The sequence below is a fragment of the Mesorhizobium sp. M4B.F.Ca.ET.214.01.1.1 genome (assembly GCF_004791545.1).
Classification (GTDB): Bacteria; Pseudomonadota; Alphaproteobacteria; order Rhizobiales; family Rhizobiaceae; genus Mesorhizobium; species Mesorhizobium abyssinicae.
In genome coordinates this window covers 40,531-64,449 of sequence record NZ_SRUX01000016.1, presented here as the reverse complement: position 1 = coordinate 64,449, position 23,919 = coordinate 40,531, and the positions used below count along the sequence as shown (strand labels likewise).

27 protein-coding genes are annotated in these 23,919 nt (G+C 65.0%); 12 read left to right on the top strand and 15 right to left on the bottom strand.

Annotated features, from left to right (window positions below):
- The first annotated feature begins 2 nt into the window (after positions 1-2).
- The 4 genes from EN857_RS26905 to EN857_RS26890 all read left to right on the top strand — a co-directional run bounded on the left by EN857_RS26905 (position 3) and on the right by EN857_RS26890 (position 4,871).
- Positions 3-1,187, top strand: a complete 1,185-nt coding sequence (locus EN857_RS26905; protein ID WP_127391945.1) for an HlyD family secretion protein — start codon at positions 3-5, stop codon at positions 1,185-1,187.
- A gap of 132 nt (positions 1,188-1,319) precedes the next feature.
- On the top strand, positions 1,320-2,927 hold the full coding sequence (locus tag EN857_RS26900) for a DHA2 family efflux MFS transporter permease subunit (RefSeq protein WP_135859380.1): 1,608 nt from the start codon (positions 1,320-1,322) through the stop codon (positions 2,925-2,927).
- A gap of 175 nt (positions 2,928-3,102) precedes the next feature.
- Positions 3,103-4,383 carry an SDR family oxidoreductase gene (locus EN857_RS26895; RefSeq protein ID WP_135859379.1) on the top strand — a complete coding sequence of 427 codons (1,281 nt, stop codon included), beginning with the start codon at positions 3,103-3,105 and terminating at the stop codon, positions 4,381-4,383.
- Positions 4,383-4,871, top strand: a complete 489-nt coding sequence (locus EN857_RS26890; RefSeq protein ID WP_127284058.1) for a DUF2269 domain-containing protein — start codon at positions 4,383-4,385, stop codon at positions 4,869-4,871. Before EN857_RS26895 ends, EN857_RS26890 begins: the two co-directional genes overlap by 1 nt.
- Before the next feature lie 7 nt (positions 4,872-4,878).
- Here EN857_RS26890 and msrB read toward each other — a convergent pair whose 3' ends face one another.
- The 4 genes from msrB to EN857_RS26870 all read right to left on the bottom strand — a co-directional run bounded on the left by msrB (position 4,879) and on the right by EN857_RS26870 (position 7,610).
- Positions 4,879-5,382 carry a peptide-methionine (R)-S-oxide reductase MsrB gene (gene msrB / locus EN857_RS26885; protein WP_127284059.1) on the bottom strand — a complete coding sequence of 168 codons (504 nt, stop codon included), beginning with the start codon at positions 5,380-5,382 and terminating at the stop codon, positions 4,879-4,881.
- Between the two features lie 204 nt (positions 5,383-5,586).
- Positions 5,587-6,144 carry a fasciclin domain-containing protein gene (locus EN857_RS26880; protein ID WP_135859378.1) on the bottom strand — a complete coding sequence of 186 codons (558 nt, stop codon included), beginning with the start codon at positions 6,142-6,144 and terminating at the stop codon, positions 5,587-5,589.
- Positions 6,145-6,369: 225 nt separating this feature from the next.
- On the bottom strand, positions 6,370-7,074 hold the full coding sequence (locus EN857_RS26875; RefSeq protein WP_135859377.1) for an anti-sigma factor: 705 nt from the start codon (positions 7,072-7,074) through the stop codon (positions 6,370-6,372).
- Entirely contained in the window at positions 7,071-7,610 is a 540-nt protein-coding gene (locus EN857_RS26870) for a sigma-70 family RNA polymerase sigma factor (protein ID WP_127284062.1), read from the bottom strand. The genes EN857_RS26875 and EN857_RS26870 overlap by 4 nt, the downstream gene beginning before the upstream one ends.
- A 154-nt stretch (positions 7,611-7,764) precedes the next feature.
- On the opposite strand from EN857_RS26870, the gene EN857_RS26865 reads away from it, so the two are divergent.
- Positions 7,765-9,261, top strand: coding sequence for an amidase (locus EN857_RS26865; RefSeq protein ID WP_135859376.1), 1,497 nt, complete (start codon positions 7,765-7,767; stop codon positions 9,259-9,261).
- Positions 9,262-9,350: 89 nt separating this feature from the next.
- Entirely contained in the window at positions 9,351-10,244 is an 894-nt protein-coding gene (gene argB / locus EN857_RS26860) for an acetylglutamate kinase (RefSeq protein WP_127284064.1), read from the top strand.
- 30 nt (positions 10,245-10,274) lie between these two features.
- On the opposite strand, the gene EN857_RS26855 is transcribed toward argB, so the two are convergent.
- The 3 genes from EN857_RS26855 to EN857_RS26845 form a co-directional block, all read right to left on the bottom strand.
- A complete protein-coding gene (locus tag EN857_RS26855; protein ID WP_127284065.1) occupies positions 10,275-10,673 on the bottom strand; it encodes a RidA family protein in 399 nt (132 codons plus the stop codon).
- 163 nt (positions 10,674-10,836) lie between these two features.
- Positions 10,837-12,384 carry a magnesium-protoporphyrin IX monomethyl ester anaerobic oxidative cyclase gene (gene bchE, locus EN857_RS26850; RefSeq protein ID WP_135859375.1) on the bottom strand — a complete coding sequence of 516 codons (1,548 nt, stop codon included), beginning with the start codon at positions 12,382-12,384 and terminating at the stop codon, positions 10,837-10,839.
- A gap of 109 nt (positions 12,385-12,493) precedes the next feature.
- Complete coding sequence (locus EN857_RS26845) at positions 12,494-12,970, bottom strand: Lrp/AsnC family transcriptional regulator (RefSeq protein ID WP_127310941.1); 477 nt, start codon at positions 12,968-12,970, stop codon at positions 12,494-12,496.
- A gap of 140 nt (positions 12,971-13,110) precedes the next feature.
- Here EN857_RS26845 and phhA point away from each other — a divergent pair, with 140 nt between their 5' ends.
- Positions 13,111-13,944, top strand: coding sequence for a phenylalanine 4-monooxygenase (gene phhA, locus EN857_RS26840; RefSeq protein WP_135859374.1), 834 nt, complete (start codon positions 13,111-13,113; stop codon positions 13,942-13,944).
- A gap of 192 nt (positions 13,945-14,136) precedes the next feature.
- Here the strand turns inward: phhA and EN857_RS26835 are convergent, their stop codons facing one another.
- Positions 14,137-14,628, bottom strand: a complete 492-nt coding sequence (locus EN857_RS26835) for a MarR family transcriptional regulator (protein ID WP_135859373.1) — start codon at positions 14,626-14,628, stop codon at positions 14,137-14,139.
- Between the two features lie 95 nt (positions 14,629-14,723).
- Here EN857_RS26835 and EN857_RS34935 point away from each other — a divergent pair, with 95 nt between their 5' ends.
- Positions 14,724-14,891 carry a hypothetical protein gene (locus EN857_RS34935; protein WP_187331341.1) on the top strand — a complete coding sequence of 56 codons (168 nt, stop codon included), beginning with the start codon at positions 14,724-14,726 and terminating at the stop codon, positions 14,889-14,891.
- Positions 14,892-15,031: 140 nt separating this feature from the next.
- On the opposite strand, the gene EN857_RS26830 is transcribed toward EN857_RS34935, so the two are convergent.
- The 3 genes from EN857_RS26830 to EN857_RS26820 all read right to left on the bottom strand — a co-directional run bounded on the left by EN857_RS26830 (position 15,032) and on the right by EN857_RS26820 (position 17,592).
- Complete coding sequence (locus EN857_RS26830) at positions 15,032-16,471, bottom strand: GMC family oxidoreductase (protein WP_135859372.1); 1,440 nt, start codon at positions 16,469-16,471, stop codon at positions 15,032-15,034.
- Positions 16,468-16,638 carry a hypothetical protein gene (locus EN857_RS26825; RefSeq protein WP_135859371.1) on the bottom strand — a complete coding sequence of 57 codons (171 nt, stop codon included), beginning with the start codon at positions 16,636-16,638 and terminating at the stop codon, positions 16,468-16,470. Before EN857_RS26825 ends, EN857_RS26830 begins: the two co-directional genes overlap by 4 nt.
- A gap of 192 nt (positions 16,639-16,830) precedes the next feature.
- Positions 16,831-17,592 (bottom strand): GGDEF domain-containing protein, encoded by a 762-nt coding sequence (locus EN857_RS26820; protein ID WP_135859370.1) that lies wholly within the window; start codon positions 17,590-17,592, stop codon positions 16,831-16,833.
- A 161-nt stretch (positions 17,593-17,753) separates the two neighbouring features.
- Here EN857_RS26820 and EN857_RS26815 point away from each other — a divergent pair, with 161 nt between their 5' ends.
- Complete coding sequence (locus EN857_RS26815) at positions 17,754-18,461, top strand: pyrimidine 5'-nucleotidase (protein ID WP_135859369.1); 708 nt, start codon at positions 17,754-17,756, stop codon at positions 18,459-18,461.
- A gap of 66 nt (positions 18,462-18,527) precedes the next feature.
- On the opposite strand, the gene EN857_RS26810 is transcribed toward EN857_RS26815, so the two are convergent.
- The 3 genes from EN857_RS26810 to EN857_RS34930 form a co-directional block, all read right to left on the bottom strand.
- A complete protein-coding gene (locus tag EN857_RS26810) occupies positions 18,528-18,995 on the bottom strand; it encodes a hypothetical protein (protein ID WP_135859368.1) in 468 nt (155 codons plus the stop codon).
- Positions 18,992-19,447 (bottom strand): hypothetical protein, encoded by a 456-nt coding sequence (locus EN857_RS26805; protein ID WP_127391852.1) that lies wholly within the window; start codon positions 19,445-19,447, stop codon positions 18,992-18,994. Before EN857_RS26805 ends, EN857_RS26810 begins: the two co-directional genes overlap by 4 nt.
- Before the next feature lie 123 nt (positions 19,448-19,570).
- A complete protein-coding gene (locus EN857_RS34930) occupies positions 19,571-19,987 on the bottom strand; it encodes a hypothetical protein (RefSeq protein WP_189340673.1) in 417 nt (138 codons plus the stop codon).
- Between the two features lie 429 nt (positions 19,988-20,416).
- Between EN857_RS34930 and EN857_RS26795 the strand changes: the two genes are divergently transcribed.
- Both EN857_RS26795 and EN857_RS26790 read left to right on the top strand, forming a co-directional pair.
- Positions 20,417-21,028, top strand: coding sequence for a sensor histidine kinase (locus EN857_RS26795; protein ID WP_245511350.1), 612 nt, complete (start codon positions 20,417-20,419; stop codon positions 21,026-21,028).
- A gap of 354 nt (positions 21,029-21,382) precedes the next feature.
- Positions 21,383-22,003, top strand: coding sequence for a response regulator transcription factor (locus tag EN857_RS26790; protein WP_245511348.1), 621 nt, complete (start codon positions 21,383-21,385; stop codon positions 22,001-22,003).
- A gap of 37 nt (positions 22,004-22,040) precedes the next feature.
- Here the strand turns inward: EN857_RS26790 and EN857_RS26785 are convergent, their stop codons facing one another.
- Positions 22,041-22,880: an LOG family protein gene (locus EN857_RS26785; protein WP_127284657.1), complete on the bottom strand. Its 840-nt coding sequence runs from the start codon at positions 22,878-22,880 to the stop codon at positions 22,041-22,043.
- 144 nt (positions 22,881-23,024) lie between these two features.
- On the opposite strand from EN857_RS26785, the gene dapD reads away from it, so the two are divergent.
- Positions 23,025-23,879 (top strand): 2,3,4,5-tetrahydropyridine-2,6-dicarboxylate N-succinyltransferase, encoded by an 855-nt coding sequence (gene dapD / locus EN857_RS26780; protein WP_127391850.1) that lies wholly within the window; start codon positions 23,025-23,027, stop codon positions 23,877-23,879.
- Positions 23,880-23,919: the final 40 nt, after the last annotated feature.

Genomic DNA, 23,919 nt, shown 5'->3' with positions numbered 1-23,919 from the left:
TCATGTCCTCGAACGCGCCCGCCACCGCCGAAGTCCGCACATTTCCCAACGCCAAGGTCCAACCATCGACCGAAGCGCCGGAAGCGCTTCCGCAGCCCGCCACCGTGACCCCTGCCGAGGCGCCCGCCAAGAAGAAGCGTTCGGTGCGCTCGCTGCTTCTGCCCATCATCGGGCTTGGGCTGCTCGGCGCCGCCGGCTGGTACGGCTACGACTACTGGACCGACGGCCGCTTCATGATCTCAACCGACGACGCCTATGTCCAGGCCGACATGTCGTTCGTGTCGCCGAAGATTTCCGGCTATGTCGACAAGGTCCTGGTGAGCGAGAACCAGCAGGTGAAGGCCGGCGACCCGCTGCTGACCATCGATGACGGCGACTACAAGATAGCCGTTGCCCAGGCCGAGGCGCAGATCGCCACGTTGGCGAAGACGCTCGACCGCATCGACGCGCAGACCAAGGCTGCCCAAGCGTCGCTGCAGCAGGCGCAGGCGTCGAAGGTGGCCGACCAGGCCGCGGCCGACAATGCGGCGCGCGCCCAGGACCGCGCGGCGCAGTTGCTCAAGACCCATGTCGGCACGCAGGCGCAGCTCGACGACGCGCAAACCGCGCTCGACCAGGCCAAGGCGGCGCTTGTCGGCGCCGACGCGCAGATCGCCGCCGCGCAGGCCAATATCGGTGTGCTCGAAGCGCAGCGCGCGGAGTCCGCAAGCACGCTGGCCTCGCTGCAGCTCGGCCGCGACAAGGCGGCGCGCGATCTGTCCTTCACCGTCCTCAAGGCGCCCTATGACGGCGTCGTCGGCAACCGCTCGGTCGAGCAGGGCGACCTCGTCAGCCCCGGCCAGAAGCTCGCCGTCGTCGTGCCGATGGACAAGCTCTACATCGTCGGCAACTTCAAGGAGACGCAGCTCGGCCATCTGGTGGCCGGCGAGAAGGTTCGCATCACGGTCGATGCGATCGACGGCCAGAGCTTCGAAGGCACGGTGTCGTCGCTGGCGCCGGCTTCGGGTGCGGTGTTCTCGCTGCTGCCGCCGGAAAACGCCACCGGCAACTTCACCAAGGTGGTGCAGCGCGTTCCGGTCCGCATCGACGTGCCGGCCGACGTCCTGAAGACCGGCAAGCTGCGCGCCGGCCTCAGCGTCATCGTCGCCGCCGACAGCCGCACCGCGCCGGCCGCGACTGCCAACTAGGCACTTTTGGGGGGCGGCCCGGCGGCTTGTCGAGCGCCGGGCCGCCCAGCCAGCCCAAGTATTTGTTTTGACGCAATTCCGGACGGAAAGCCCCGCACGCCTTTCCTGGAATTGCCGCAGGGAGGCCATGACATGGCAACCGCAACCGTCACCGCAGGATCGATACCGGCACGGCCGGCGGCACCCGCCCTACCGGCCGACCATATGCCGGTTCGCCGCGTCATCGCCTTCCTGGCGATGGTGTTCGGCATGTTCATGGCGATCCTGGACATCCAGATCGTCTCGGCCTCGCTGGCCGAGATCCAGGCGGGCTTGAGCGCCAGCTCGGACGAGATCCCGTGGGTGCAGACGGCCTATCTGATCGCCGAGGTGGTGATGATCCCGCTGTCCGGCTTCCTCAGCCGGATGCTGTCGACGCGGGTCCTGTTCACAATCGCTGCCGCCGGCTTCACCGCGGCCAGCGCGCTGGCCGCGACCGCCACCAACATCGACCAGATGATCGTCTACCGCGCCATCCAGGGCTTCATCGGCGGCGGCATGATCCCCAGCGTCTTCGCTGCCGCCTTCACCATCTTCCCGCCGTCGCGCCGCGCCGTCGTCTCGCCGATGATCGGCCTGGTGGCGACGCTGGCGCCGACGATCGGCCCGACGGTCGGCGGCTATATCAGCCACGCCATGTCCTGGCACTGGCTGTTCCTGATCAATGTCGTGCCCGGCATCCTGGTGGCGACGGCGGCCTGGACGCTGATCGATTTCGACAAGCCCAACCTCAAGCTGTTCTCGAAGTTCGACTGGTGGGGCCTCGCCGGCATGGCCGCCTTCCTCGGCTGCATGGAATATGTGCTGGAGGAAGGCCCGAACAACGACTGGCTGCAGGACCAGGCGGTGTTCCTCTGCGCCGCCGTCATGAGCATCGGCGCGGTGCTGTTCTTCTGGCGCGCCTTCACCGCCGAGGAGCCGATCGTCGACCTGCGCGCCTTCACCAACGTCAACTTCGCCTTCGGCTCGCTGTTCTCCTTCGTCGTCGGCATCGGCCTCTATGGGCTCACCTATCTCTATCCGGTGTTCCTCGGCCGCATCCGCGGCTACGATTCGATGATGATCGGCGAAGCGCTGTTCGTCAGCGGCCTGGCGATGTTCTTCACAGCGCCCGTTGCCGGCATCCTGTCGAACAAGATCGATCTCAGGCTGATGATGATGATCGGCTTCTTCGGCTTCGCCACCGGCACCTGGTGGATGACGCATCTGACCGCCGACTGGGATTTCTACGAGCTGCTTATCCCGCAGATCCTGCGCGGCTGCTCGATGATGCTGTGCATGGTGCCGATCAACAACATCGCGCTCGGCACGCTGCCGCCGGAGCGGCTGAAGAATGCGTCTGGCCTGTTCAACCTGACCCGCAACCTCGGCGGCGCCGTCGGCCTTGCCGTCATCAACACGGTGCTGATCGACCGCAACGCCTTCCACTATGCCAGGCTCGCCGAGCATGTGCAGTGGGGCAGCGCCGAAGCGCAGCAGAAGCTGCAGAACATGACCATGAACTTCGAGCAGACCGCCGGTCTCGACGCCACCAAGGCGGCGATCTCCAAGCTGTCCGGCATGGTCCAGCAGCAGGCATCGCTGCTGTCCTTCATGGACGTGTTCTACATGCTGACGGTGCTGTTCGCCACGCTCGGCCTGTTCGTCCTGTTCATCCGCAAGCCGGCCGACCAGGCCGGCGGCGGTGGCGGAGGCCATTGAGGCGCGCCGGAACCCCCGCCTGGCGCCCCTCGTGCATGACCCCGGAATCGGCGACGATTCCGGGGGCATGCTTTAACTCCACCCGTTTGGCGGCGAGGCGTCGGCGGCGATCGCGCCTTGGATGAGAGCCATCCGAACTGGTTTCGGCCGAAGTGGTTTCAGCTAAAGTTCCGGCATGAACATCCTGATTCTCGGCGCGACCGGCTTCATCGGGTCCGCCGTCACAAGAAGACTTGCGGAGGAAGGCCACCAGGTCACTGGGCTTGGACGCGAGCCGGCGCGCGCGGCGCTGAAGATGCCGCAGGCGCGCTGGCTGAAGGCCGATCTCGCCGGCATGACGCGGAGCGTGGACTGGCAGACCGCACTGGATGGCCAGCAGGCCGTCGTCAATTGCGCCGGCGCGCTTCAGGACGGGCTCGCCGATGACCTGACGGCCACCCAGGAAAAGGCGATGCTCGCTCTCTATGAGGCTGCGCGCGACCGGGAATTGCTGATCGTCCAGATCTCGGCGGACACAGGGGGAACCGGCCGCGACCTGCCCTTTCTCGACACCAAGAGGCGGGCCGACGGGGCGCTCGCGGCAAGCGGCGTGCGCCATGTCATCCTGCGGCCGGCGCTGGTGCTCGGCCGCAATGCGCATGGCGGCTCCGCCTTGTTGAGGGCGCTGGCGGCCTTCCCGCTGGCGATCCCTCTGGCTTACGCCGACAGCCCGGTCACGGCGGTCGCGCTCGACGATGTCGCCGGCGCGGTCAGCGCCGCGATCGGCGGCGTCTTGCCCTCCGGCTCGGACCTCTCGCTCGGCGGCGATGAAGGCCTGACGCTGAAGGACCTAGTCCTTTTGCATCGCAACTGGCTCGGCCTGCCCCCGGCCCCTGTGATTGCCGTTCCGCCGATGGCCGCACGGCCGGTGACGTGGCTGGCCGATCTCGCCGGCCGGCTCGGCTGGCGCTCGCCGCTCCGCTCGACCGCACTGGCGGTGATGGCGGGCGGTGTCGAGGTCCGGCGGCAGCCAGGCACAGACCAGCGCCTTTCGTCGGCGGCCGAGACGCTCGCCGCCGCTCCTTCGGGCGTGCAGGATCTATGGTTCGCCCGGCTCTATCTCTTGAAAGCGCCTATCATCGTCACGCTGGCGCTGTTCTGGCTCATTTCCGGCCTCGCGCCGTTCCTGGCATTCGAGGCGGCGCGCAGCCATTTCGCAAACTTCCTGCCTGGCCGCGCCGCGAACGCGATGGTGGCGGTGACGTGTCTTGCCGATGTCGCGCTGGGGCTTGCGGTGCTTTTCCGGCCCTGGGCGCGGCGTGCTCTGATCGGCATGCTGGTGCTGACGCTCGCCTACCTGCTTGCCGCTACATTCGCGGAGCCGGCGCTCTGGCTCGATCCGCTCGGCCCCCTGGTCAAAGTGGTGCCGTCGATCCTGCTGGCGCTCACGGCCCTTGCCATTCTGGACGAACGCTGATGGCGCTGGAAGACGTGCTGCGACTTGTCCATGTGCTCGGCGCGACGGTGCTGTTCGGCACCGGCATCGGCATCGCCTTCTTCATGGCGATGGCCGTCAGGACCCGCGACCCCCGCATCATCGCCCATGTCGCCGGCATCGTGGTGATCGCCGACACCATCTTCACGGCGACTGCCGTGGTGCTGCAGCCGCTGACCGGGTACGGACTGGCGCGCGTCGTCGGCTGGCCGCTCAACGAAGGCTGGATCCTGCTGTCACTGGCGCTCTATGTGGTCATCGGCCTGTTCTGGCTTCCGGTGGTCTGGATCCAGATCCGCTTGCGCGACATGGCCAGGCACGCCGCGGCGGAAGCGACCGGCCTGCCACCAGGCTTCGACCGCCTCTACCGCGTCTGGTTCGCGTTCGGTTTTCCGGCTTTCTTCGCCGTGGTCGCCATCTTCTGGCTGATGCTGACCAAGCCCAGCATCATGCTTCTCGGCCTGAACTAAGCGCGTCTCAGGCGGCGGCCGGCTTGAAGCTCAGCGCCACGCCGTTGATGCAATGGCGCAGGCCCGTCGGCGCCGGACCATCGTCGAAGACATGGCCGAGATGGCCGCCGCAGCGGCGGCAATGCACCTCGGTGCGGGTCATGCCGAGCGAGCGGTCCGCGGTCGTGCCGATGGCCTTGGGAATTTCCTGCCAGAAGCTCGGCCAACCGGTGCCGGAATCGAATTTGGTCTCCGAGGGATAGACCGGCAGGTCGCAGCCTGCGCAGGCGAAGATGCCCTTGCGGTGCTCGTCGAGCAGCGGGCTGGTGCCCGGATATTCAGTGCCTTCCTTGCGCAGCACATCATACGCCGCGTCGGACAGGATGGCGCGCCATTCGGCGTCGGTCTTGGTCACTTCGAAGGTCTCGGCGGCGCGGGCGTCTGGCGCGCCACCAATGCGCAGCAAGGCAGCCGTGCCGGCCAGCACCGCGGCGGCCGCGGCGCCGCTCAGGAGAAGATCGCGACGGTTCATGGGACAATTCCTCCAATGCCGGTTTGCCAGATTTTCGCGCCAAGCGAAAATCAAAAGCGGTTGACGCCTCCCAACGAAAACTCCGCGCCGGCTCCACTTCACGTGGACGGCGCGGAGCAAGCTGTCAGTCGCACGGCCTACAGGAGAGGAGCCGCGCAACCGGGGAAGGCCTTTGCCATGTCTTCGCTGGCAGCGGCGTCTTTGTTACATCTTCGGCAGCAGCACCTTGTCGATGACGTGGATGACACCATTCGACTGCCGGACGTCGGCGATGGTGACATTGGCGACATTGCCGTTCTCGTCGGTCACGGTGACCTTGCCCTTGTCGGCCTTGAGCGTCAGTTCGCAGCCGCCGGCGGTCTTGACCTTATGCGCGCCGCCATCGGCCTTGGCCATCTTGGCGACGTCGGCGGCCATCGCCTTGGCGGCGATGACGTGGCAGGTCAGGATCTTGGTGAGCTTGTCCTTGTTCTCGGGCTTGAGCAGCGTCTCGACCGTGCCGGCGGGCAGCGCGGCGAAGGCCTCGTTGGTCGGCGCGAAGACGGTGAACGGGCCGGCGCCCTGCAGCGTGTCGACCAGGCCGGCGGCCTTGACGGCAGCGACCAGCGTGGTGTGGTCCTTCGAATTGACGGCATTCTCGATGATGTTCTTCTTGGCATACATCGGCGCGCCGCCGACCATCGGATTGGCGGCATAGGCGGCGGCACCGAGCGCGGAAAGACCAATAGTACCGGCGAGCAAAAGGGTGGCGAATTTACGCATGATTTCTATCTCCTCTGGATATCGTTGCCCGTCTTTGGGAACACCAGGAGATACGGGGTAGACTTTTAGGAGTTTCGTCGGGCTCTCAAAAAATTTTATCTGACCTTGCGCGCGGCGAAATTGCGTTGACGAGCGCGCAGTCGGAAAGAAACTTTTCTCGCTTCAACCTGACGCAGGATAGATTTCGATTATTCTTTCAGGCATGGCGCTCGACCCTCGAAGAGACTAGATGCCCTTCAGGTCGCCCGCAGCGACAACCGGCCCGGTCGGCTGGCCGGTCGGCGAGCCCCCGACAGGCTCGACGCTGACCGCGAGCACGGCGCCTTGCGCGAGCTTCTGCTCGACGGCCGGGGTGACCACCATATGCGTGGTCTGGCCGGCGGGGATGACGCCCATCGAGACCGGCGCGTTCTTGCCTTCGATCATCCACAACTCGAAATCCTTGCCGGCGGCGCGCTGGCCGGAGACAAGGGAGAGGCCGACATCGCGCCGCGCCGCGTCGTAGACGACGAGATATTTGACGTCGCTGCCGTCGGCGGCCAGCGAGGCGACCAGCCGCGCCTGCGGCTCGACCACCGGCGGATTGACGTAGGGCAAGGCAATGGCGATCGCTAGGGCTGCGACCGCCGCGGCGGCGAGGCCGCGCCAGAAGGCGAGGCTCGACCAGAGGCCAGGGCGCGATTCCTGCGCGAACAGCCGGCGATCGATCGCCTCCTTGACCCTGATCGGAGGCTCGGTCTCCGGAAAGGCAGCGGCCATCGGCGAAAGGTGAACCTCCCAGCGGTCGACAAGGCGCGCGAAAGCGGCGTCTCCCTCGATGCGGCGGGACGCGATCTGGCGTTCGTCCGCGGCCAGGACGCCAAGAACGTATTCGGCGGCGAACAGGTCGTCGCCTCCACGTTCCGGTCCGTTTTCCTCTGCCAGCGTCATCTTTCCAGGCATTCCCTGAGTTTCAACAGGCTGCGCCGCAGCCAGGTCCGCATCGTGTTCAGCGGCACGCCATGGCGCTCCGCCAGCTCGGCATAGCTTTCGCCGTTCAGATAGGCGCCCCGGACGGCCGCCGCCCGGTCTTTCTCCAACTCATCGAGGCAATGGTAGATGCGCACGGATTCACCGCCCGCCACGGCCATGGCCTCCGGTCCCGGCGCCGGATCGGCCACGTCGAGCGCGGCATCGATGTAGGCGGCAGGCTCTCGCCGCGCCCGGATGCGATCGATCGCATGATTGCGCGCAATGGCCACCAGCCAGGAAATCGGGCTTAGATCGGAGACCGCGAAACGATCCGCCTTCGTCCAGATTTTGACGAAGACCTCCTGAAGCGCTTCTTCCGCATCTCCCCTGTCCTTCAATACACGAAGGCAGACGCCGAAAAGTTTCGCGCTGGTCTGCCGGTAGAGCAGATCAAACGCTGCCCGGTCCTTCATTGAAGTCCGGACGATCAGCTGGCTGATATCCTGCGGCGCCATGGCGGCAAATTAGAGGATTGCCATACATTTGCAACGGCGCAGGCAATACTGTCCCCCTCAAAGCTTGCGATGATCTTTGCTGACGATGGGTTCGCGCGCCGTTGCCAAGCAAATCGGCTGCCGCTAGCCTCCGGGCCGGCGGAGGACAGCGGCGATGTCGGTCGAACGGGTGCTGTGGGAAGAGGATGCGACCGGCCTGGCCGGCCTTGTCCAGAAGGGTGAGCTCTCGCCGCAGGAGCTTGTCGACGCGGCAATCGCGCGCGCCGAGGCGACGCGCCCCGACATCAATGCCATCGCCGAGCCGCTCTATGATGCGGCGAGGTCGCGTGCCAAAAATGTCGACCGCAAATTGCCGCTCGCCGGCGTGCCCTTCGCGCTGAAGGACCTCGGCATCGGCCTGAAGGGCGTGCCGATCCATGGCGGCAGCCGCATCCCGGCTTTCACGGCCGACTACAATTCGGTGATGGTCGAGCGCCATCTCGCCGCCGGCCTGATCCCGATCGCCACCAGCACCTCGCCCGAGCATGGGCTCAGGCTGATGACGGAATCGGCGGCTTTCGGCATCACCCGCAATCCGTGGAATACCGGCCACACAACCGGCGGCTCGTCGGGGGGCGCGGCGGCACTGGTGGCTGCCGGCGTGGTGCCGGCGGCACATGCCTCCGATGGCGGCGGCTCGATCCGGGTGCCTTCGGCCTGCAGCGGGCTGGTGGGCCTGAAGACCTCGCGCGGCCGCGTGCCGCTGACGCCGCTCACCAGCGAAAGCTGGTTCGGCATGGTCGTCGACCACGCGGTCGCCCGATCGGTCAGGGATTCGGCGCTGTTGCTCGACCTGACGCATGGGCCGGATCCGCTGTCGCCCTATGGCGCGCCGGCGCCGAAAGGCAGCTTCGCCGCGGCGGCGGCGCGCGATCCCGGCAAACTCAGGCTCGCCGTCTACCGCAAGTCGCCGCTCGGCCTGCCGATTTCGGCCGAGACGCTGAGAGCGCTGGACACGGCGATCGCGCTGGCCCGCGAGGGCGGCCATACGGTCGAAGAGATCGACCTCCCCTATATCGGGCGCGATTTCATGGCCGATTTCTGCAAGACGGTGACCTCGGCGGTGGCCGGCACGATACGCGCCGAGGCGCTGCGCGTCGGCCGCAGCGTTCTCGGCGACGTCGAGCGGGCCACGCGCGTGCTTGCCCGCTTCGGCGATATCATCCCGGCCGGCGAACTCTATGAGATCCTGCAGCGGCTCAATGCCACGTCGCGCCGGCTGATCGCCGAGACGGCGCCGTACGACGCCGTGCTGATGCCGATCATCGCGCACCCGCCGCTGGCCTGCGGCGCCATGGATCCGAAGGGCGCCGACGAGTTGATCGAGAACCTGCTGGACAAGCTGCATTTGACCAGGCTGCTCAGGATCAAATCGTTCCTCGGGCAGCTGATGGACAAGAGCCTCTGGTTCACCCACTGGCCGGCGATCCAGAATGTCACCGGCCAGCCGTCGATCGCGCTGCCGGTGCATGTCACCGAGGCCGGCCTGCCGCTCGGCATCCAGGCGGCGGGGCGCCCGGGCGACGAGGAGACGCTTTTGTCCTTCGCCGCGCAGATGGAGAAGATCTCGGGCTGGCAGAAGCGGCGGGCGCCGCTGAAGGTGCCCGGCTAATTTCATAAATTGTGACAGCAAAGCCGTTTGCGACCCGAACCAATTCCCGCTAAGACGCGCGCCATCCTTGCCACTTGGGAACAAGACCGATGACGGACATCGCCGCCACCGCCGAAATGCAGGCCGCGCTGCTTTCGCGGGCGCTGCCCTACATGCAGCGCTACGAGAACAAGACCGTCGTGGTGAAATATGGCGGCCACGCTATGGGCGACAGCGAGCTCGGCAAGGCCTTCGCTCGCGACATCGCGCTGTTGAAACAGTCCGGCGTCAATCCGATCGTGGTGCATGGCGGCGGACCGCAGATCGGCGCCATGCTCAACAAGATGGGCATCGAATCCAAGTTCGAAGGCGGCTTGCGCGTCACCGACCAGAAGACGGTCGAGATCGTCGAGATGGTGCTGGCCGGCTCGATCAACAAGGAGATCGTGGCGCTGATCAACGCCGAGGGCGAATGGGCGATCGGGCTGTGCGGCAAGGACGGCAACATGGTGTTCGCCGAAAAGGCGCGCAAGACCATGATCGACCCGGACTCCAACATCGAGCGGGTGCTCGATCTCGGCTTCGTCGGCGAGCCGGTCGAGGTCGACCGCACGCTGCTCGACCTGCTCGCGCGCTCCGAAATGATCCCGGTGCTGGCCCCGGTGGCGCCCGGCCGCGACGGCCACACCTACAACATCAATGCCGATACTTTCGCCGGCGCGATCGCCGGCGCCTGCAAGGCCTCGCGGCTCTTGTTCCTAACCGACGTGCCCGGCGTGCTCGATAGGAACAAGACGCTGATCGACGAGCTGACGGTTTCCGAGGCCAAAGCGCTGATCAGGGACGGCACGGTGTCGGGCGGCATGATCCCCAAGGTCGAGACCTGCATCGAGGCGATCGAGCGCGGCGTCGAAGGCGTCGTCATCCTCAACGGCAAGACGCCGCATTCGGTGCTGCTTGAGCTGTTCACCGAACACGGCGCCGGCACGCTGATCGTGCCATGAAGCGGCCTGCCGATCAGCGTGGCTGTTCTGTCAGGCGGGTTGAGGCAGGCGGGCGATGACCTTTATTTCGAAATCAAAGCCGGCCAGCCAATTGACGCCGACTGCAGTCCAGTTGGTGTAAGGCGGTTCGCCAAACACTTTCAACCGAACGGCATCGATCGCCGCCCACTGCGCTGCAGGATCGGTGTGGAAGGTGGTGACGTCGACAATATCGTCGAACGTGCCGCCGGCGGCTTTCAGCACAGCTGCGAGGTTGTCGAAGGCCAGTTGGACCTGCTTTTCGAAGACCGGTTCGGGCGAGCCGTCCTCACGGCTGCCGACCTGGCCCGAGACGAACAGAAGGTCGCCCGAGCGGATCGCCGCCGAATAGCGATTGATTTCATAAAGGGCCTGCCTGCCGGCAGGGAAGATTGCGTCACGTTTGCTCATTGTCATTCCATTCAGATGTGGCAGACCAAATCTCCTGGCGATTGGGGGCCTGCGTTCCATGGTCCGGGACAATTCACATACGCCCCGTATGCCTGAGATGGGTGCATACGTTGCGTATGTCAATACGCATACGTTACGTATGTCTGTAAATGGCAAGGACCCCTCAGGCGCCGGGTGAGATTGCAACGGTCGCTTCGGCCGGCTTGCGCGGCGGCCGCATGACCACCATCGATTCTTCCTCGGCGTCTTGCGGTGCGCCCCAGAATTCGGCCAGCGTCGGCCCGTCCGTCACGCGGCGGTCGCGGGCCAGAAAACCCCAGACTTCGCAAAACCAGACGCGGCGGCCCATCTTCGTGTACCAGCGCATCGAATGGCGCTGCTCGGGATCGCGGTGGAAGAGGATGCGGGCCAGCGCCTTCGGCCGTGACTGCACGGCAAGCTCGATCAGCTTGACGCTGAAGAACAGCATCCAGGGTTTTAGCCGCGTCATCCTCAGCACCTGGTGCTTGTAGTCCCACAGCCGGACGTCGCTCTGGATCACCGTCCGATCCTTGGCGATGCGGAAGAAAGGCGTCCAGCGGTGCGGCGTGACATAGAGCGCCTGGATCTGGTCGGGATCGTAGGCGATCAACTGGCGGAAGCCGCGCCAGAGGTCGCGGAAGCCCTCGTCCTCGAAGCCGGCCACCCAGGTCGCCATCGACAATATGCCATGCTGACGCAGCAGGCGGATCGCTTCGCGGTCTGAAGCCGTGCTGCCACCCTTGCGGATCAATGACAGCGTCTCCTCGTCGGTGTTCTCCATGCCGAGCAGCCAGCGGATGACGCCGGCCTTGCGGTAGAGATGCAGGATATCGGCGTCGCGCACGATGTCGTCGGCGCGGGTCGAGCCGACGATCAGCACCGGCACGTCTTCAGCGATCATGGCGTCGAGAAAGGCGCGCCAGGCCTTCTTCGACGAGGTCGGGTTCTCGTCGGCGAGATTGATCAGATCGACGCCTTGCTCGCGGTGCAGCCAGGCGATCTCACGCGCGAAGTTCTTGGGGTCGCGATGGCGCCAGCGGGTCCAGAAGCCGCGCTGGCCGCAATAGTTGCATAGATGCGGACAGCCTCGGGAGAACTGCATGACCACGGCGCGCTTGCCGCCCCAGTAGCTGTAGCGGCGGTGGTCGATCAACTCCCAGCCGACGCGATAATCATCGAGCGTGGCGATGGTGCCTGCCGAACGGGTGGCGAAGGGACGGCCGAGATCGTCGCGATAGGCGATGCCGGCCACATCGGCGAGCGGCCGCCGCCGGTCCAGCGCCTCGATCAGCGACACGATGGTCGCCTCGCCCTCGCCGCGCACGATGAAGTCGAAGGCTTCCGTTCCGGCCAGTATGTCGCGCCAGTGATAGGTCGGGAAGACGCCGCCATAGATCACCAGCGTCGCCGGCGCGCGGCCCTTGACCATGCGCGCGATTTGCAGCGCGGTCGGATGCGCCGAGGTGGAGCCTGAATGGCCGATCAGGATGGAGTCGGGACCGTCGCCCAGGGCATCCTCGACGAGCGCGGGAAGCGGCATCGGCCCGAACTCGGCATCGACGAGGCGGACCTGATGACCGGCATCGAGCAGCGGACCGCCGAGCGCCAAAAGGCCGAGCGGCGGCAGATGGTCGTCCGGCACGCGGCTGCCGATGGCGGTGTGCGGCGGGTTGATCAGCACGATCTTCATGGCGGACCTTCCTGTTCGATGGTCCACCTGACCTAGCCGGCGATCTGGATGCCGACTTGGCCCTGTTCAGCAGTTTCGGTGCAGCTTTTCCGCAAAAAATGGCGCGTGGCTACTTCCTGAGATGCCCGAGCGGCACGTGGCCGGGCCCCTTGATGTTCTGCAGCACGAGTTGGGTGTGGACGTCGCGGACGCCGTCGAGCCGCATCAGCCGGTGCATGACGAAGGAGTTGAGCTCGTCGACCGAAGGCACCATGACATGCAGCAGGAAATCGTGGTCGCCGGTCATCGTCCAGCACGACGAAACCTCGTCCATGCGCTGCACGGCGGCGATGAAGCTCTCGGGCGAGCCGTCGCTGTGGCTGACCAGCCGCACCTGGATGAACACCTCGACCGTCAGGCCGACGGCGCGGCGGCTGATGACGGCGGCAAAACCCTTGATGATGCCGGCGTCCTGAAGCGCCTCGAAACGCCGCGCGCAAGGCGTGGTCGAGAGGCCGATCTGCTGCGCCAGTTCCGACACGGGCTTGCGTCCGTCGCGCTGCAGGATGTCGAGCATCTTGATCTCGAAATCGTCAAACTGAGGCATTTTCACTCTCCAGCAGCTTTTCGATAGCTTCTTTTACCTCAAATAGCGCGAGCGGACCATTAGGAAAGCGGAATTGCCTCGCCGCCTCCGGCTAAATTGGCGACACGATTGCCACTCATGAATCCGCCAGGAGAACAGCCATGACGATCAGCGTTGCCGATTACGCCCGCGAATGCGAGGCGCAGGGCCTGCGCGGCGACTATTCGGTCTGCCGTGCCGATTTCACCGTGGCGCAGGGCTACGGCTACAGCGCCGACGAGCAGGCGGTGTGGCGCACGTTGTGCGACCGCCAGACCAAGCTGACACAAAAGCTCGCTCACCGCTCCTATCTCGACGGCGTCGCCGCACTCGGCCTGCTCGACCGGATCCCGGATTTCGACACGATCAGCGAGAGGCTGCGCAAGCTGACCGGCTGGGAGATCGTCGCCGTGCCGGGCCTCATCCCCGCGGCCCCCTTCTTCGATCACCTCGCCAACCGCCGCTTCCCGGTCACCAACTGGCTGCGGACGAAGGAAGAGCTCGACTACATCGTCGAGCCGGACATGTTCCACGACTTCTTCGGCCATGTGCCGATCCTGACGCAGCCGGTGTTCGCCGACTTCATGCAGATGTACGGCGAGAAGGCGGAGGACGTGATCGCGCTCGGCGGCGACGAGATGATCACCCGTCTCTATTGGTATAGCGCCGAATATGGGCTGATCCGGGAAGCCGGCCAGCCGCTGAAGGCTTTCGGCGCCGGGCTGATGTCGTCGTTCACCGAATTGCAGTTCGCCGTCGAGGGCAAGGACGCGCACCACGTGCCCTTCGACCTCGAGACGGTGATGCGCACCGGCTACGAGATCGACAAGTTCCAGCGCGCCTATTTCGTGCTGCCGTCCTTCGACGTCCTGCGCGATGCCTTCGGCAGCGCCGATCTCGCCGGCGTCGTCGCCCGCCACAAGGGCAAGCCGGCGCTCGACCCGGCGACGGTCTAACGCTCTCAAAGAGCGCGCAGCGGTCCTGAGAGCCATGCACCAAACAAGGTCTTGACGCGCGGCGGCTCTGCGCGTCGCGCCTCGAGGTCGGCGTCGCCCCGCCGGCGTTCAGAGCGGTTCAGTCGCTGATTGGGCGGCTGAACCGCTCCGAATATTTGCAAGCGCCGCTCGGACAGCTCCGGCGCTTCGGGGTCAGCCGGCTTGCGGCGCCTCGGCCTTCAGCCGGGCAAGCTGCTCGCGCTGCAGGTCGAGCGCGGCGGTGATAAAGCGCTGGACGGCGGCGAGTTCGGCATCGCTGAAGCTGGCGATCAACCTTTCGCCATCACGCGCGATGGCGCCATAGTAGCGCGCCGAGAGCTCGCGGGTCAGGTCGGTCGCCTCGATCACCACCTTGCGCCTGTCCTCCAGGCTGCGCGTGCGCGTCAGCAGGCCGCGCGCCTCCAGTCGGTCGATCAGCGCGGTGACCGCGGCCGGGGTCAGCCCGGTCGCGACCGCGATCGCGCCCGCCGATTGGGCGCCGCCATGGAGCAGCCCGAGGCACTGGCGCTCCGCCGCGTTCAGCCCGAGCCTCGCCCCCACCGCCTCGTCATAGGCCTGCGTCGCATCCTGCCAGCGCATGATGGCGAGACTGATGGCTGCCGCCATATCGGCGCGATTCGAGCTTGACGATTTTATTTCGATCATCTAACTATCAATCTGTCTAACATTAAGAAGACAGTAGCAATATGCGGCCGCAGCCTGCGCAAGGCAAGGTCCCGGTCGCTGACAAGGAGCGAAAAATGAGCTTGATTCAGCAGCGGACTCCCCTCTCGCACGAGGAGGAGTTCAAATACGCCAAGCTGGCGATGGAATGGTATGGCTGGGGTTCGCCGATCGGCCTCGGCATCCTTCTGGTGGCGCTGGCGGCGGCAGCCGTGCTGGTGCGCATCGCCGTCTACGGCCTTTAAGCCGGCGGCAGACGATTCTCCCCATAGGCGCGGCAAGGGCGACGCCGGCGGCCTATCCGGCTGCCGGCGTCGCTTGCCTTTGGGGATGATCTTTTCGCAATTCCGGACGGAAAACCGCGATGCGCCGTTGCTGGAATTGCTCAGACGGTGATGACCTTGCTCAGATGATCGCCCAGCCGGCAGGCCAGCGCGGTGATCGTCGTCGTCGGATTGCATTCGCCCGAGGTGCAGAACACCGAGGAGCCGCCGACATAGAGATTATCCATGCCGTGCACCTTCGAATTGGCGTCGACCACGCTCTTGGTCACATCCGTGCCCATGCGCGTGCCGCCCATATGATGGTGTCCGGCCAGCTCCTCATTCGTCGGATAGTCCTCGCCATTGGTCAGCCAGTCGGCGATGCGCACCCGGCCGAGGTTCTTCTCGGCCAGCGTCTTGCCGAACAGCCGAAGGCCTTCGAGAATCGTGCGGCGCTCCAGCGGCGATTTCTTCCAGTGCAGTTCGATGCGCGGCACGCCGGCGTGGTCAACATCGGCCTTCGACAGCTCGATCTGGTTGGAGGCCAGCGGCGCCTGTTCCCAGGCGACATAGAGCTGGGCGGCGCAACGCAGGCGCTGGCTGAGCTTGGCTGACATCCATTCGGCCATGTCGGGCGCCGTGCAGGCGAGGTCGGCGATCAACCGCTTCACGCTCGGATAGGGCGTCTCGATCAGCCGGATGCCGAAATTCATAATCTGCAGCCGTTCCATGGCGGGCAGTGTCGGCGAGAAGAAGGCCTCGTTGACGGCGTCGACCTCGAACTCGCCATAGTCGGCCAAGATGGCATTGCCGCCCTCGAAGGTCGGGTGCTCCATCCAGTAGCGGCCGAGCGCCGCGGCGTTCGGCACGACGCCGCCGTTCGAGCGCTGGTTCGACCACAGAAGCAGCCGCGAATTCTCCAGCCCGCCGGTGCAGACGATGAAGTAGTCGGCGCTGAAGGTTCCGGCATCCTGCCCGTTCGACCACAGCCTGGCGCCGGTCACCCGCTTGCCGTCGCCGGCAAGTTCGGTCGCATAGGTGTTGAGCACGACGGCGATGTTCTTGCTCTTGTCCAGCTCGTCGGCGAATTTCTCGCCGAAGCGCACGGCCGGACTCTTGATCAGCTGCACCCAGCGGATGTCGTCCGAGATTGGCACATCGGGCCGGAAGTCGGGAAGCTCGAGGATGTCGTGGACTTCTCCCAGATAGGGCTCGATGTCGGCGCGGCTGATCGGCCAGCCGGTGTCCGGCGCCCAGGCCTTGGGCTCGAAGTCCTGGCTGTCGAGCACCCGGCACCAGCCGGCCCAGTGGTTGGACGAACCGCCCATGAAGCGCAGCCGCGTGATGTCGAGATCGAAATAGGGATCGCCGACGGTGGCGCCGCGATAGAAGTCCTGCGATTCGTCGCTGAATTCGCGCGATCCGGCCTCCAGCACGACGACGGGAATGCCGGCGGCGCCCAGCTTTCTGGCGATCGTGGTGCCGGCCGGGCCGGAGCCGAGGATGCAGGCCCTGGCGGCGAAATTCGACGCGCGGAAGGCCTCGTAGCTGTCGAAGATCATGCGAGGTCACTCCGCTTCAGGATCCAGCCATTGACCTCGACGATCTCATTTGGGTCGGCGTTGGGGGGATCGACGACGGGCTGGTTGCGGAACAATGACAGGGCCGGCAGCGCGACCAGCGCCTGCACGATGGCGCGGCGCGACATTTTCTTGATGAAGAAGCTCATGACACGTCTTTCGATGGGGGCCTCGATCCACGCATGGCGTTCCTGAACGGCACACGCCCGCCAGCAAAAGCCAGTTTCGTGCCAATGCTAGCGCAGGCTTCCCTCACAACCGGATAAGCGTCCCGGTTGAATGCGAACATGGTTAGGATTTCGCGAGCCTGCCGGCGGGGGCGCGCTCTTCGCAGGTGGATCTCAGGCGGCTTCCGAGACATCGCGGTCGAGGATCGACAGGTTGCGGCCACGATGCTTGGCCTCGTAGAGCCGCCGGTCGGCGGCGCGCATCAGCTCGGACACGTTGACACCCTCGCCGCATATGGTGCCGCCGATTGAGACGGTGAGTGGCACGGTGCGTTCGTCGACCGGGCGGAAACGGATCAGCTCGACCTCGCGGCGGACGCGCTCGGCGACGCGCTTGGCCTCCTGCGTGGTGGCGCCGACCAGGAAGGCGGCGAATTCCTCGCCGCCGATGCGGCCGAGCACGTCGCCGCTGCGCACGCCGCGCTCGATGGCGCTGGCGATCAGCAGAAGAGCGTCGTCGCCGGTCAGATGGCCGTAGCTGTCATTGATCATCTTGAAGTGATCGGCGTCGATGATCAGCAGCGCGCCGCGATCGGATTTGCGCCGCGAGCCGTCGAGGGCGGCAAAGAAGCTTTCGCGGTTGAGCATGCCGGTCATGTCGTCGCGGCTCGCCTTTTCCGACAGGCGCCGGTGCGCGGTGGCAAGCTGGGCATGCGCCCGGGCGAGTTCGCGATGCGCGCTTTTCAGCCTGTCGGTTTGCCAGAAGGTGGTGGCGCTGGCGATCCAGGCCAGGATCAGCGGGAACACGGTGGAGGTCAGCCAGATCGCGCGGCTGAGCGGGACGCCCAGTGCCGGCATGATGATCAGCGTCAACAAAAGCGAGATGGCTACCGAGGCGCACGCGACCGCGGCGGACTTCAGAAATAGGCGATTCATCGCTGACTCCCACAGAACCGCTTCTGTGCCAGCAAGCGCTGAAGGCGACCTTTCGGCGATGGCTAAAATTTGAAACGACACGCGATTTTCGTCGCGCGCGGCGCGCATAAGTTGTGGATAAATCCCCTGTCGAAGATTCTGTTTCGTGCCATAAGGAGCCCATGACCACGCTGCCAGACCCCGCCCGCTTCGCCCATGTCACGGACTGGGTGTTCGATCTCGACAACACGCTTTACCCGCACCATTCGAACCTGTTCGCGCAGATCGACGTGAAGATGACGGCCTATGTCGGCGAGCTGTTGACGCTGCCCCGCGATGAGGCGCGCAAGCTGCAGAAGGAACTCTACCTGGAGTATGGCACCACGCTGAACGGGCTGATGACGCGCCACGGCATCGACCCGGACGACTTCCTCGAAAAGGTGCATGACATCGACTATTCCTGGCTGGTGCCCGACCCGGTGCTCGGGGCAGCGATCCGCCAGCTTCCCGGGCGCAAGTTCATCTTCACCAATGGCGACCGCAGGCATGCCGAGCGCACCGCGCGACAGCTCGGCATCCTTGAGCATTTCGACGCCATCTTCGATATCGTCGCGGCCGGGCTCAACCCCAAGCCGGCGCGCCAGACCTATGAGCGGTTCGCCGAGCTGCATTCCGTCACCGGCCACAATGCGGTGATGTTCGAGGACCTTGCCCGCAATCTCTCGGTGCCGAAAGCGCTGGGCATGACGACGGTGCTGGTGGTGCCGCGCAATTTCGAGCCGACCTTCGCGGAGATCTGGGAGCGCGACCCGGCCAATGAGGACGACGTCGATTTCGTCACCGACGACCTCGCCAGCTTCCTGACGGCGATCGTCGAAGTCACGGCGTGACCGGATCGCCGGCGCATGCCGCCGGTGCGCAGCGGCGCAGGCGGCATGCTGAACGTTGGGCATCGGCTATTTCAGCGTGAAGTCCGGGATCGTGCCGGGCGGCAGTCCCAGCCGGCCATTCAGGTCCTTCAGGAACCGGCACCAGTCTGGAGTGCCGCCAGTTCCTCGGCCGTTGCCATTGCCGTCCGACGCGTTGCCGTTGCCGAAGCCGTTGCCGCAATTGGCGTTGCCGTTGAAGTTGCCGCCATTGAAGTTGCCGCTGAAGCTCCCGGCATTGCCGTTGCCGTTGAAATTGCCGCGATTGCCATTGCCGTTGAAGTTGCCGGAGTTTCCGTTGCCGTTGAAGTTGCCGGTGTTGCCAAGGCCGTTGGCAACACCGATCGGAAGGTCGGCAATCCTGACCAGGGCCGAGGCGTCGGCGGCAAGCATCGCGGCAAGCAGCGTGCCGAGCGCGAGGCTGTTTCCATCAAGCAGCCTCGCCGCCAATTGGCGCTTGCGAGGCGAAGCGGACCTCGGCGATCTCGGACCGGTCATCGGTTGTTTCCCCGGCCGTTGAAATTGCCGTTGAAGGCCCCGACATTGCCGTTGCCGTTGTAGGAACCGCCGTTGAAGTTGCCGTTCCCTGCGCCGATATTGCCGTTGCCGTCATATTCGCCGGTGTTGCCGTTGCCGTTGAAGGCACCGACATTCTGATTTCCGCTCGTCGACGATGTGTTGTCGTTGCCGTTGAAGGCGCCGACATTGCCGGTGCCGCTGTTGAAGGCGCCGACGTTGCCGCTGCCGCTGTTCTTGTAACCGACATTGCCGCCCGAGAAACCGAGCGGATTCATGCCGCGGACATCCGAACCGATGGACTGGCCGTAGCGGCCGACGCTTTGCTGGACGCGTGACATGCTGAAGGCCTGGGTGCCTGTCGTGCCGTCGGCTTTCGCGGCGGTGACGCTGAGCAGGCCCAGGCACAGCGCCATTGGGACGCGCGATTTCATGTGCGAATTCCTTCCATAACTTCGCTTCGAAAAAACTGGGACCGCCGGCGACACGTCGCGAAAGCCTTGCGCGGGGGGACGGCGCTGGCTCGGCGATCCCAGAAGCGTCAGCATCTTTCGATGCTACTGGTTGGCGTTGCCGTTGCCGTTGCCGTTGCCCATGCCCCAGTTTCCGTTGCCGTTGGCATTGCCATTTCCGAGGCCGAAGTTGGCATTGCCGTTCAGGTTGCCGTTGCCGAGGCCGAAATTGCCGTTGCCGTTGCCGTTGCCGTTCGCGGCGCCGGCGTTGAGGTTGCCGTTGTAGTTGCCGTTGAAGGCGCCGGCATTCGCGTTGCCGTTGCCATTGCCGTTGCCGAAGCCGAAATTGCCGTTGCCGTTGAAGTTGCCGTTGAAGGCGCCGGTATTGGCGTTGCCGTTGCCATTGCCGTTGCCGACGCCGACGTTGCCGTTGCCGTTGCCGTTGCCGCTGCCGATCGAAACAGCGGACGCCGTACCGGTCAGAGCCGACAGGACAGCCGCGGCCAGAATGATCTTCCTCATGACGTTCTCCTTGGTTTGCGTTGAACTTCCCGGCCGCAACAAAGATGGCCGAGACGACGCAAGAAGAATGCGCGCAGAAATGGCGACCGGACATTCGGGCTGATCGGCATGTCCTGTCAGTTTTTCAGCTGATGTCCTTGTCGGGAAAAGCCGACGGGACCGGGAAAAAACTGACAGGCATAAGGGCGTATGTGGGTGTATATTGCGCAGAGAGACAGAAATTCGGGGCCTTTTCTCACAAATCCGTGAACGGCAAGTCCTGTAGAGCAATTCCAGGAAAAGCGTGGAACGGTTTTCCGCCTGGATTTGCTTCAAACAAGGGGACGTAGCGGCAAGAGAACAGAAGGGGCGATGCGGGCTGGTATCGACACGCGCGAGAGCGACACTTCAAAGTCCCGGCGCCGGAGACTGGCGCGGCGCTTGATCGCCGTGCAGGAAGAACAGTGCCGGCGCCTGTCGCGGGAGCTTCACGACGATCTCGGCCAGATGCTGGCCAGTGTCGCGCTCGAACTGCACGGCATCCGCGCAGGGTCCCCGGAACAGGGTGAGCGCCTCACGCGGGCTGCCATGCTCGTCGATCAGTTGAGTGCCAGGGTACACGCTGCCGCCTGGAATTTGCGGCCCGCAGACCTGGATCACCTGGGGCTTCGCGCCTGCGTCGAGGACCTCGCCGCCATGCTGTGCGCTCAGCTCGATATCCCTTGCGACATGGACCTGGAGGCGCTTTCGCGGCCACTCGCCCCCGAGATTGCCCTGACCCTGTACCGTGTCGCGCAAGAGGCGCTTACCAACATCGGCAAGCATGCTCAGCCGCGCCGCGCGAGCGTGACGGCCCACATCTGCGATCGCCGGCTGCGCCTTACGATCGAGGACGATGGCCGCGGGTTCGATGCCGACGCCACGCTCGGCTCCCGCGCCCTGGGGCTTGCGGGAATGAGAGAGCGCCTCGCGCTGATCGGAGGCGAACTGTCGATTGAAACGGCCAGGGGCAGGGGGACCACCCTCTATGCCGATGTGCCCCTCTTTGCCGATATGCCTTGACGGACTGAGGGCCCCGCCTGGGCCGCGAGCCGGCACGATCGTCGACGGCAATGTGATCCGCTCCAGGCATTTGTTCTCACACGGTCTTGAACGAAACCACGACAGCGCTCCAGCTTCGCGACGGGCTACGTGAAGCGCGCCACATCCGAGACCACTGGCTGCGGCTTACAATCAGCGCGAGGGTTCGACGAGATGTCCGACCCACTGCTCCCGCTCAGGGTTTGCAGGGATAGACGCGCTCCTCCCGTCGTTCGGGACGAGCTGTCATGAACCATCAAGGGCAAGGGGATCTCTCCACGTGATGGACCTTTGACAGGCTGATGGAGGTTAAGGGTGTCGCGTAGAAGGATATTCGTGGTTGATGACCACCCGATCGTCCTGTCCGGCATCGGCGCGATGATCGATGGCCAGGTGGACATGACGATCGTCGGACTTGCGGCGAATGCGGACGAGGCCCTCGAAACCATCGGCAAGGCCCTGCCTGACGTCGCGGTGATCGATATCTCGCTTCCTGGCGTCAATGGGGTCATGCTCATCGAGCGGCTTCTCGAAAGGTACCCCAGCCTCAAGTGCATCGCGCTGACGGCTCATGAGGATCCCGGCTGCCTGCGTCAGGTGCTGGCCGCGGGCGGCAGGGGGTTTGTGGTCAAGCGGTCGACGACCACAGATCTGCTGCAAGCCATCCGCTGCGTGCTGGCCGGCGACAACTACGTCGACCCGGCACTGGCCGCGCGCATCCTCAGCCCACGCAGCAGCGTGCAAGGCGATGCCTGCAATTTGAGCGAACGGGAGCGATCGGTCATCCAGCTGGTGGCCTTCGGCTACAGCAACAAGGAGATCTCCTCGCGGCTCAATCTCAGCATAAAGACCATCGAGACCTACCGGACCAGGGCAACCGACAAGCTCGAACTCCACTCCCGGGCGGCCATCGTGCGCTTCGCGCAATCGGTCGGATGGCTGGCCGAGCTGCAATAGCGGACAGCGTCGGCCCAGGGGCGAGTTGCGGGGCCGGTCAGAGATTGTAGAAGCGGCTGATGATCGCCCAGGCCTCGTCGGCGGTGTCGACGAAATCGATGATGTCCTGGTCGCCGGGCGTGATGGTGCCTTGCTCGGCGAGGAAATCGAGATCGATCGCGCGCTGCCAGAAGGCCTTGCCGAACAGGATCACCGGCACGCGCTCCATGCGGCCGGTCTGGATCAACGTCAGCGTCTCGAAGAATTCGTCCATCGTGCCGAACCCGCCCGGGAACACCGCGACGGCCTTGGCGCGCATGACGAAATGCATCTTGCGAATGGCGAAATAGTGGAAGTTGAAGCAGAGCTCGGGCGTCACATAGGCGTTCGGCGCCTGCTCGTGCGGCAGCACGATGTTGAGGCCGATGGACGGCGCGCCGACATCGTCGGCGCCGCGGTTTCCCGCCTCCATGACGCCAGGCCCGCCGCCGGTGACGACGACGAATTCGCGATAGTAGGACCCCGCCGAATGCTGCGAGCAGAGACGGGCGAATTTGCGCGCCTCCTCGTAATAACGGCTGTTCAGCTCGAGGTTCTTCTTCTGCGTCTCGTTCTTCGCCGCCCAGGCGTCGCCGCCGGGCTCCGGAATGCGAGCGCCGCCGAACAGGATGACGGTCGACTGGATGCCACGCTCGGCGAGGATCATCTCCGGCTTCAGCAGCTCGAGCTGCAGCCTGACGGCGCGCAATTCGCGACGCGTCATGAAGTCGGGATCGTTCCAGGCCAGCCTGTAGGTGTCGGCGCGTGTCTGCGGCGTATCCGGCACGCTCTTTGCCCGCTCCAGATCCTCATCCGAATGCGGCAGCGGCGTCCATCCCGCCTTTTCCATGGGAGTCATCAAATCCACCCGTCCACTTTCTCCACTTGCGCCGTCCCGTGACGCAGTCGCGATTGACCCCTATCAGACCTTCACATAGGGTCCGCGCGACTTTGAAACAGGTTAAGGCGTTGCCCCTTAACAGCTTGGTAACGGAGCAAATTGATGTCGAAGCCCGATCTGGCGAGCCTCGAAAAGACCATCGAGAAGGCTTTTGACGAGCGCGACACGATTTCGACCGCGACGCGGGGCGAAACGCGCGACGCCATCGAGGCCGCGCTCGACCTGCTCGACCGCGGCGCCGCCCGTGTCGCCGAGCGCCAGGCCGACGGCAAGTGGCACGTCAACCAGTGGCTGAAGAAAGCAGTGCTGCTCTCGTTCCGGCTGAACCCGATGGAGATCATCAAGGGCGGTCCCGGCCAGGCGGCCTGGTGGGACAAGGTGCCGTCGAAGTTCGACGGCTGGGGCGCGGTGGATTTCGAGAAGGCCGGTTTCCGCGCAGTGCCGTCGTCGATCGTGCGCCGCTCGGCCTACATCGCGCCGGGTGCCGTGCTGATGCCATCCTTCGTCAATGTCGGCGCCTATGTCGATTCGGGCACCATGGTCGACACCTGGGTCGGGGTCGGCTCCTGCGCCCAAATCGGCAAGAACGTGCATCTTTCGGGCGGCGTCGGCATCGGCGGCGTGCTGGAACCGATGCAGGCCGGCCCGACCATCATCGAGGACAATTGCTTCATCGGCGCGCGCTCGGAAGTGGTCGAGGGCTGCATCGTGCGCGAGGGCTCGGTGCTGGGCATGGGCGTGTTCATCGGCCAGTCGACAAAGATCGTCGATCGCGCCACCGGCGAGGTGTTCTATGGCGAAGTGCCGGCCAATTCGGTGGTCGTCGCCGGCTCGATGCCGGGCAAGCCGCTGCCCAATGGCGAACCCGGCCCTAGCCTCTACTGCGCCGTGATCGTCAAGCGGGTCGACGCCAAGACCCGCTCCAAGACGTCGATCAACGAGCTGCTTCGCGATTGATCTTTTCCGCGAACAGACGCACCTTCCGCCGGCGCGACAT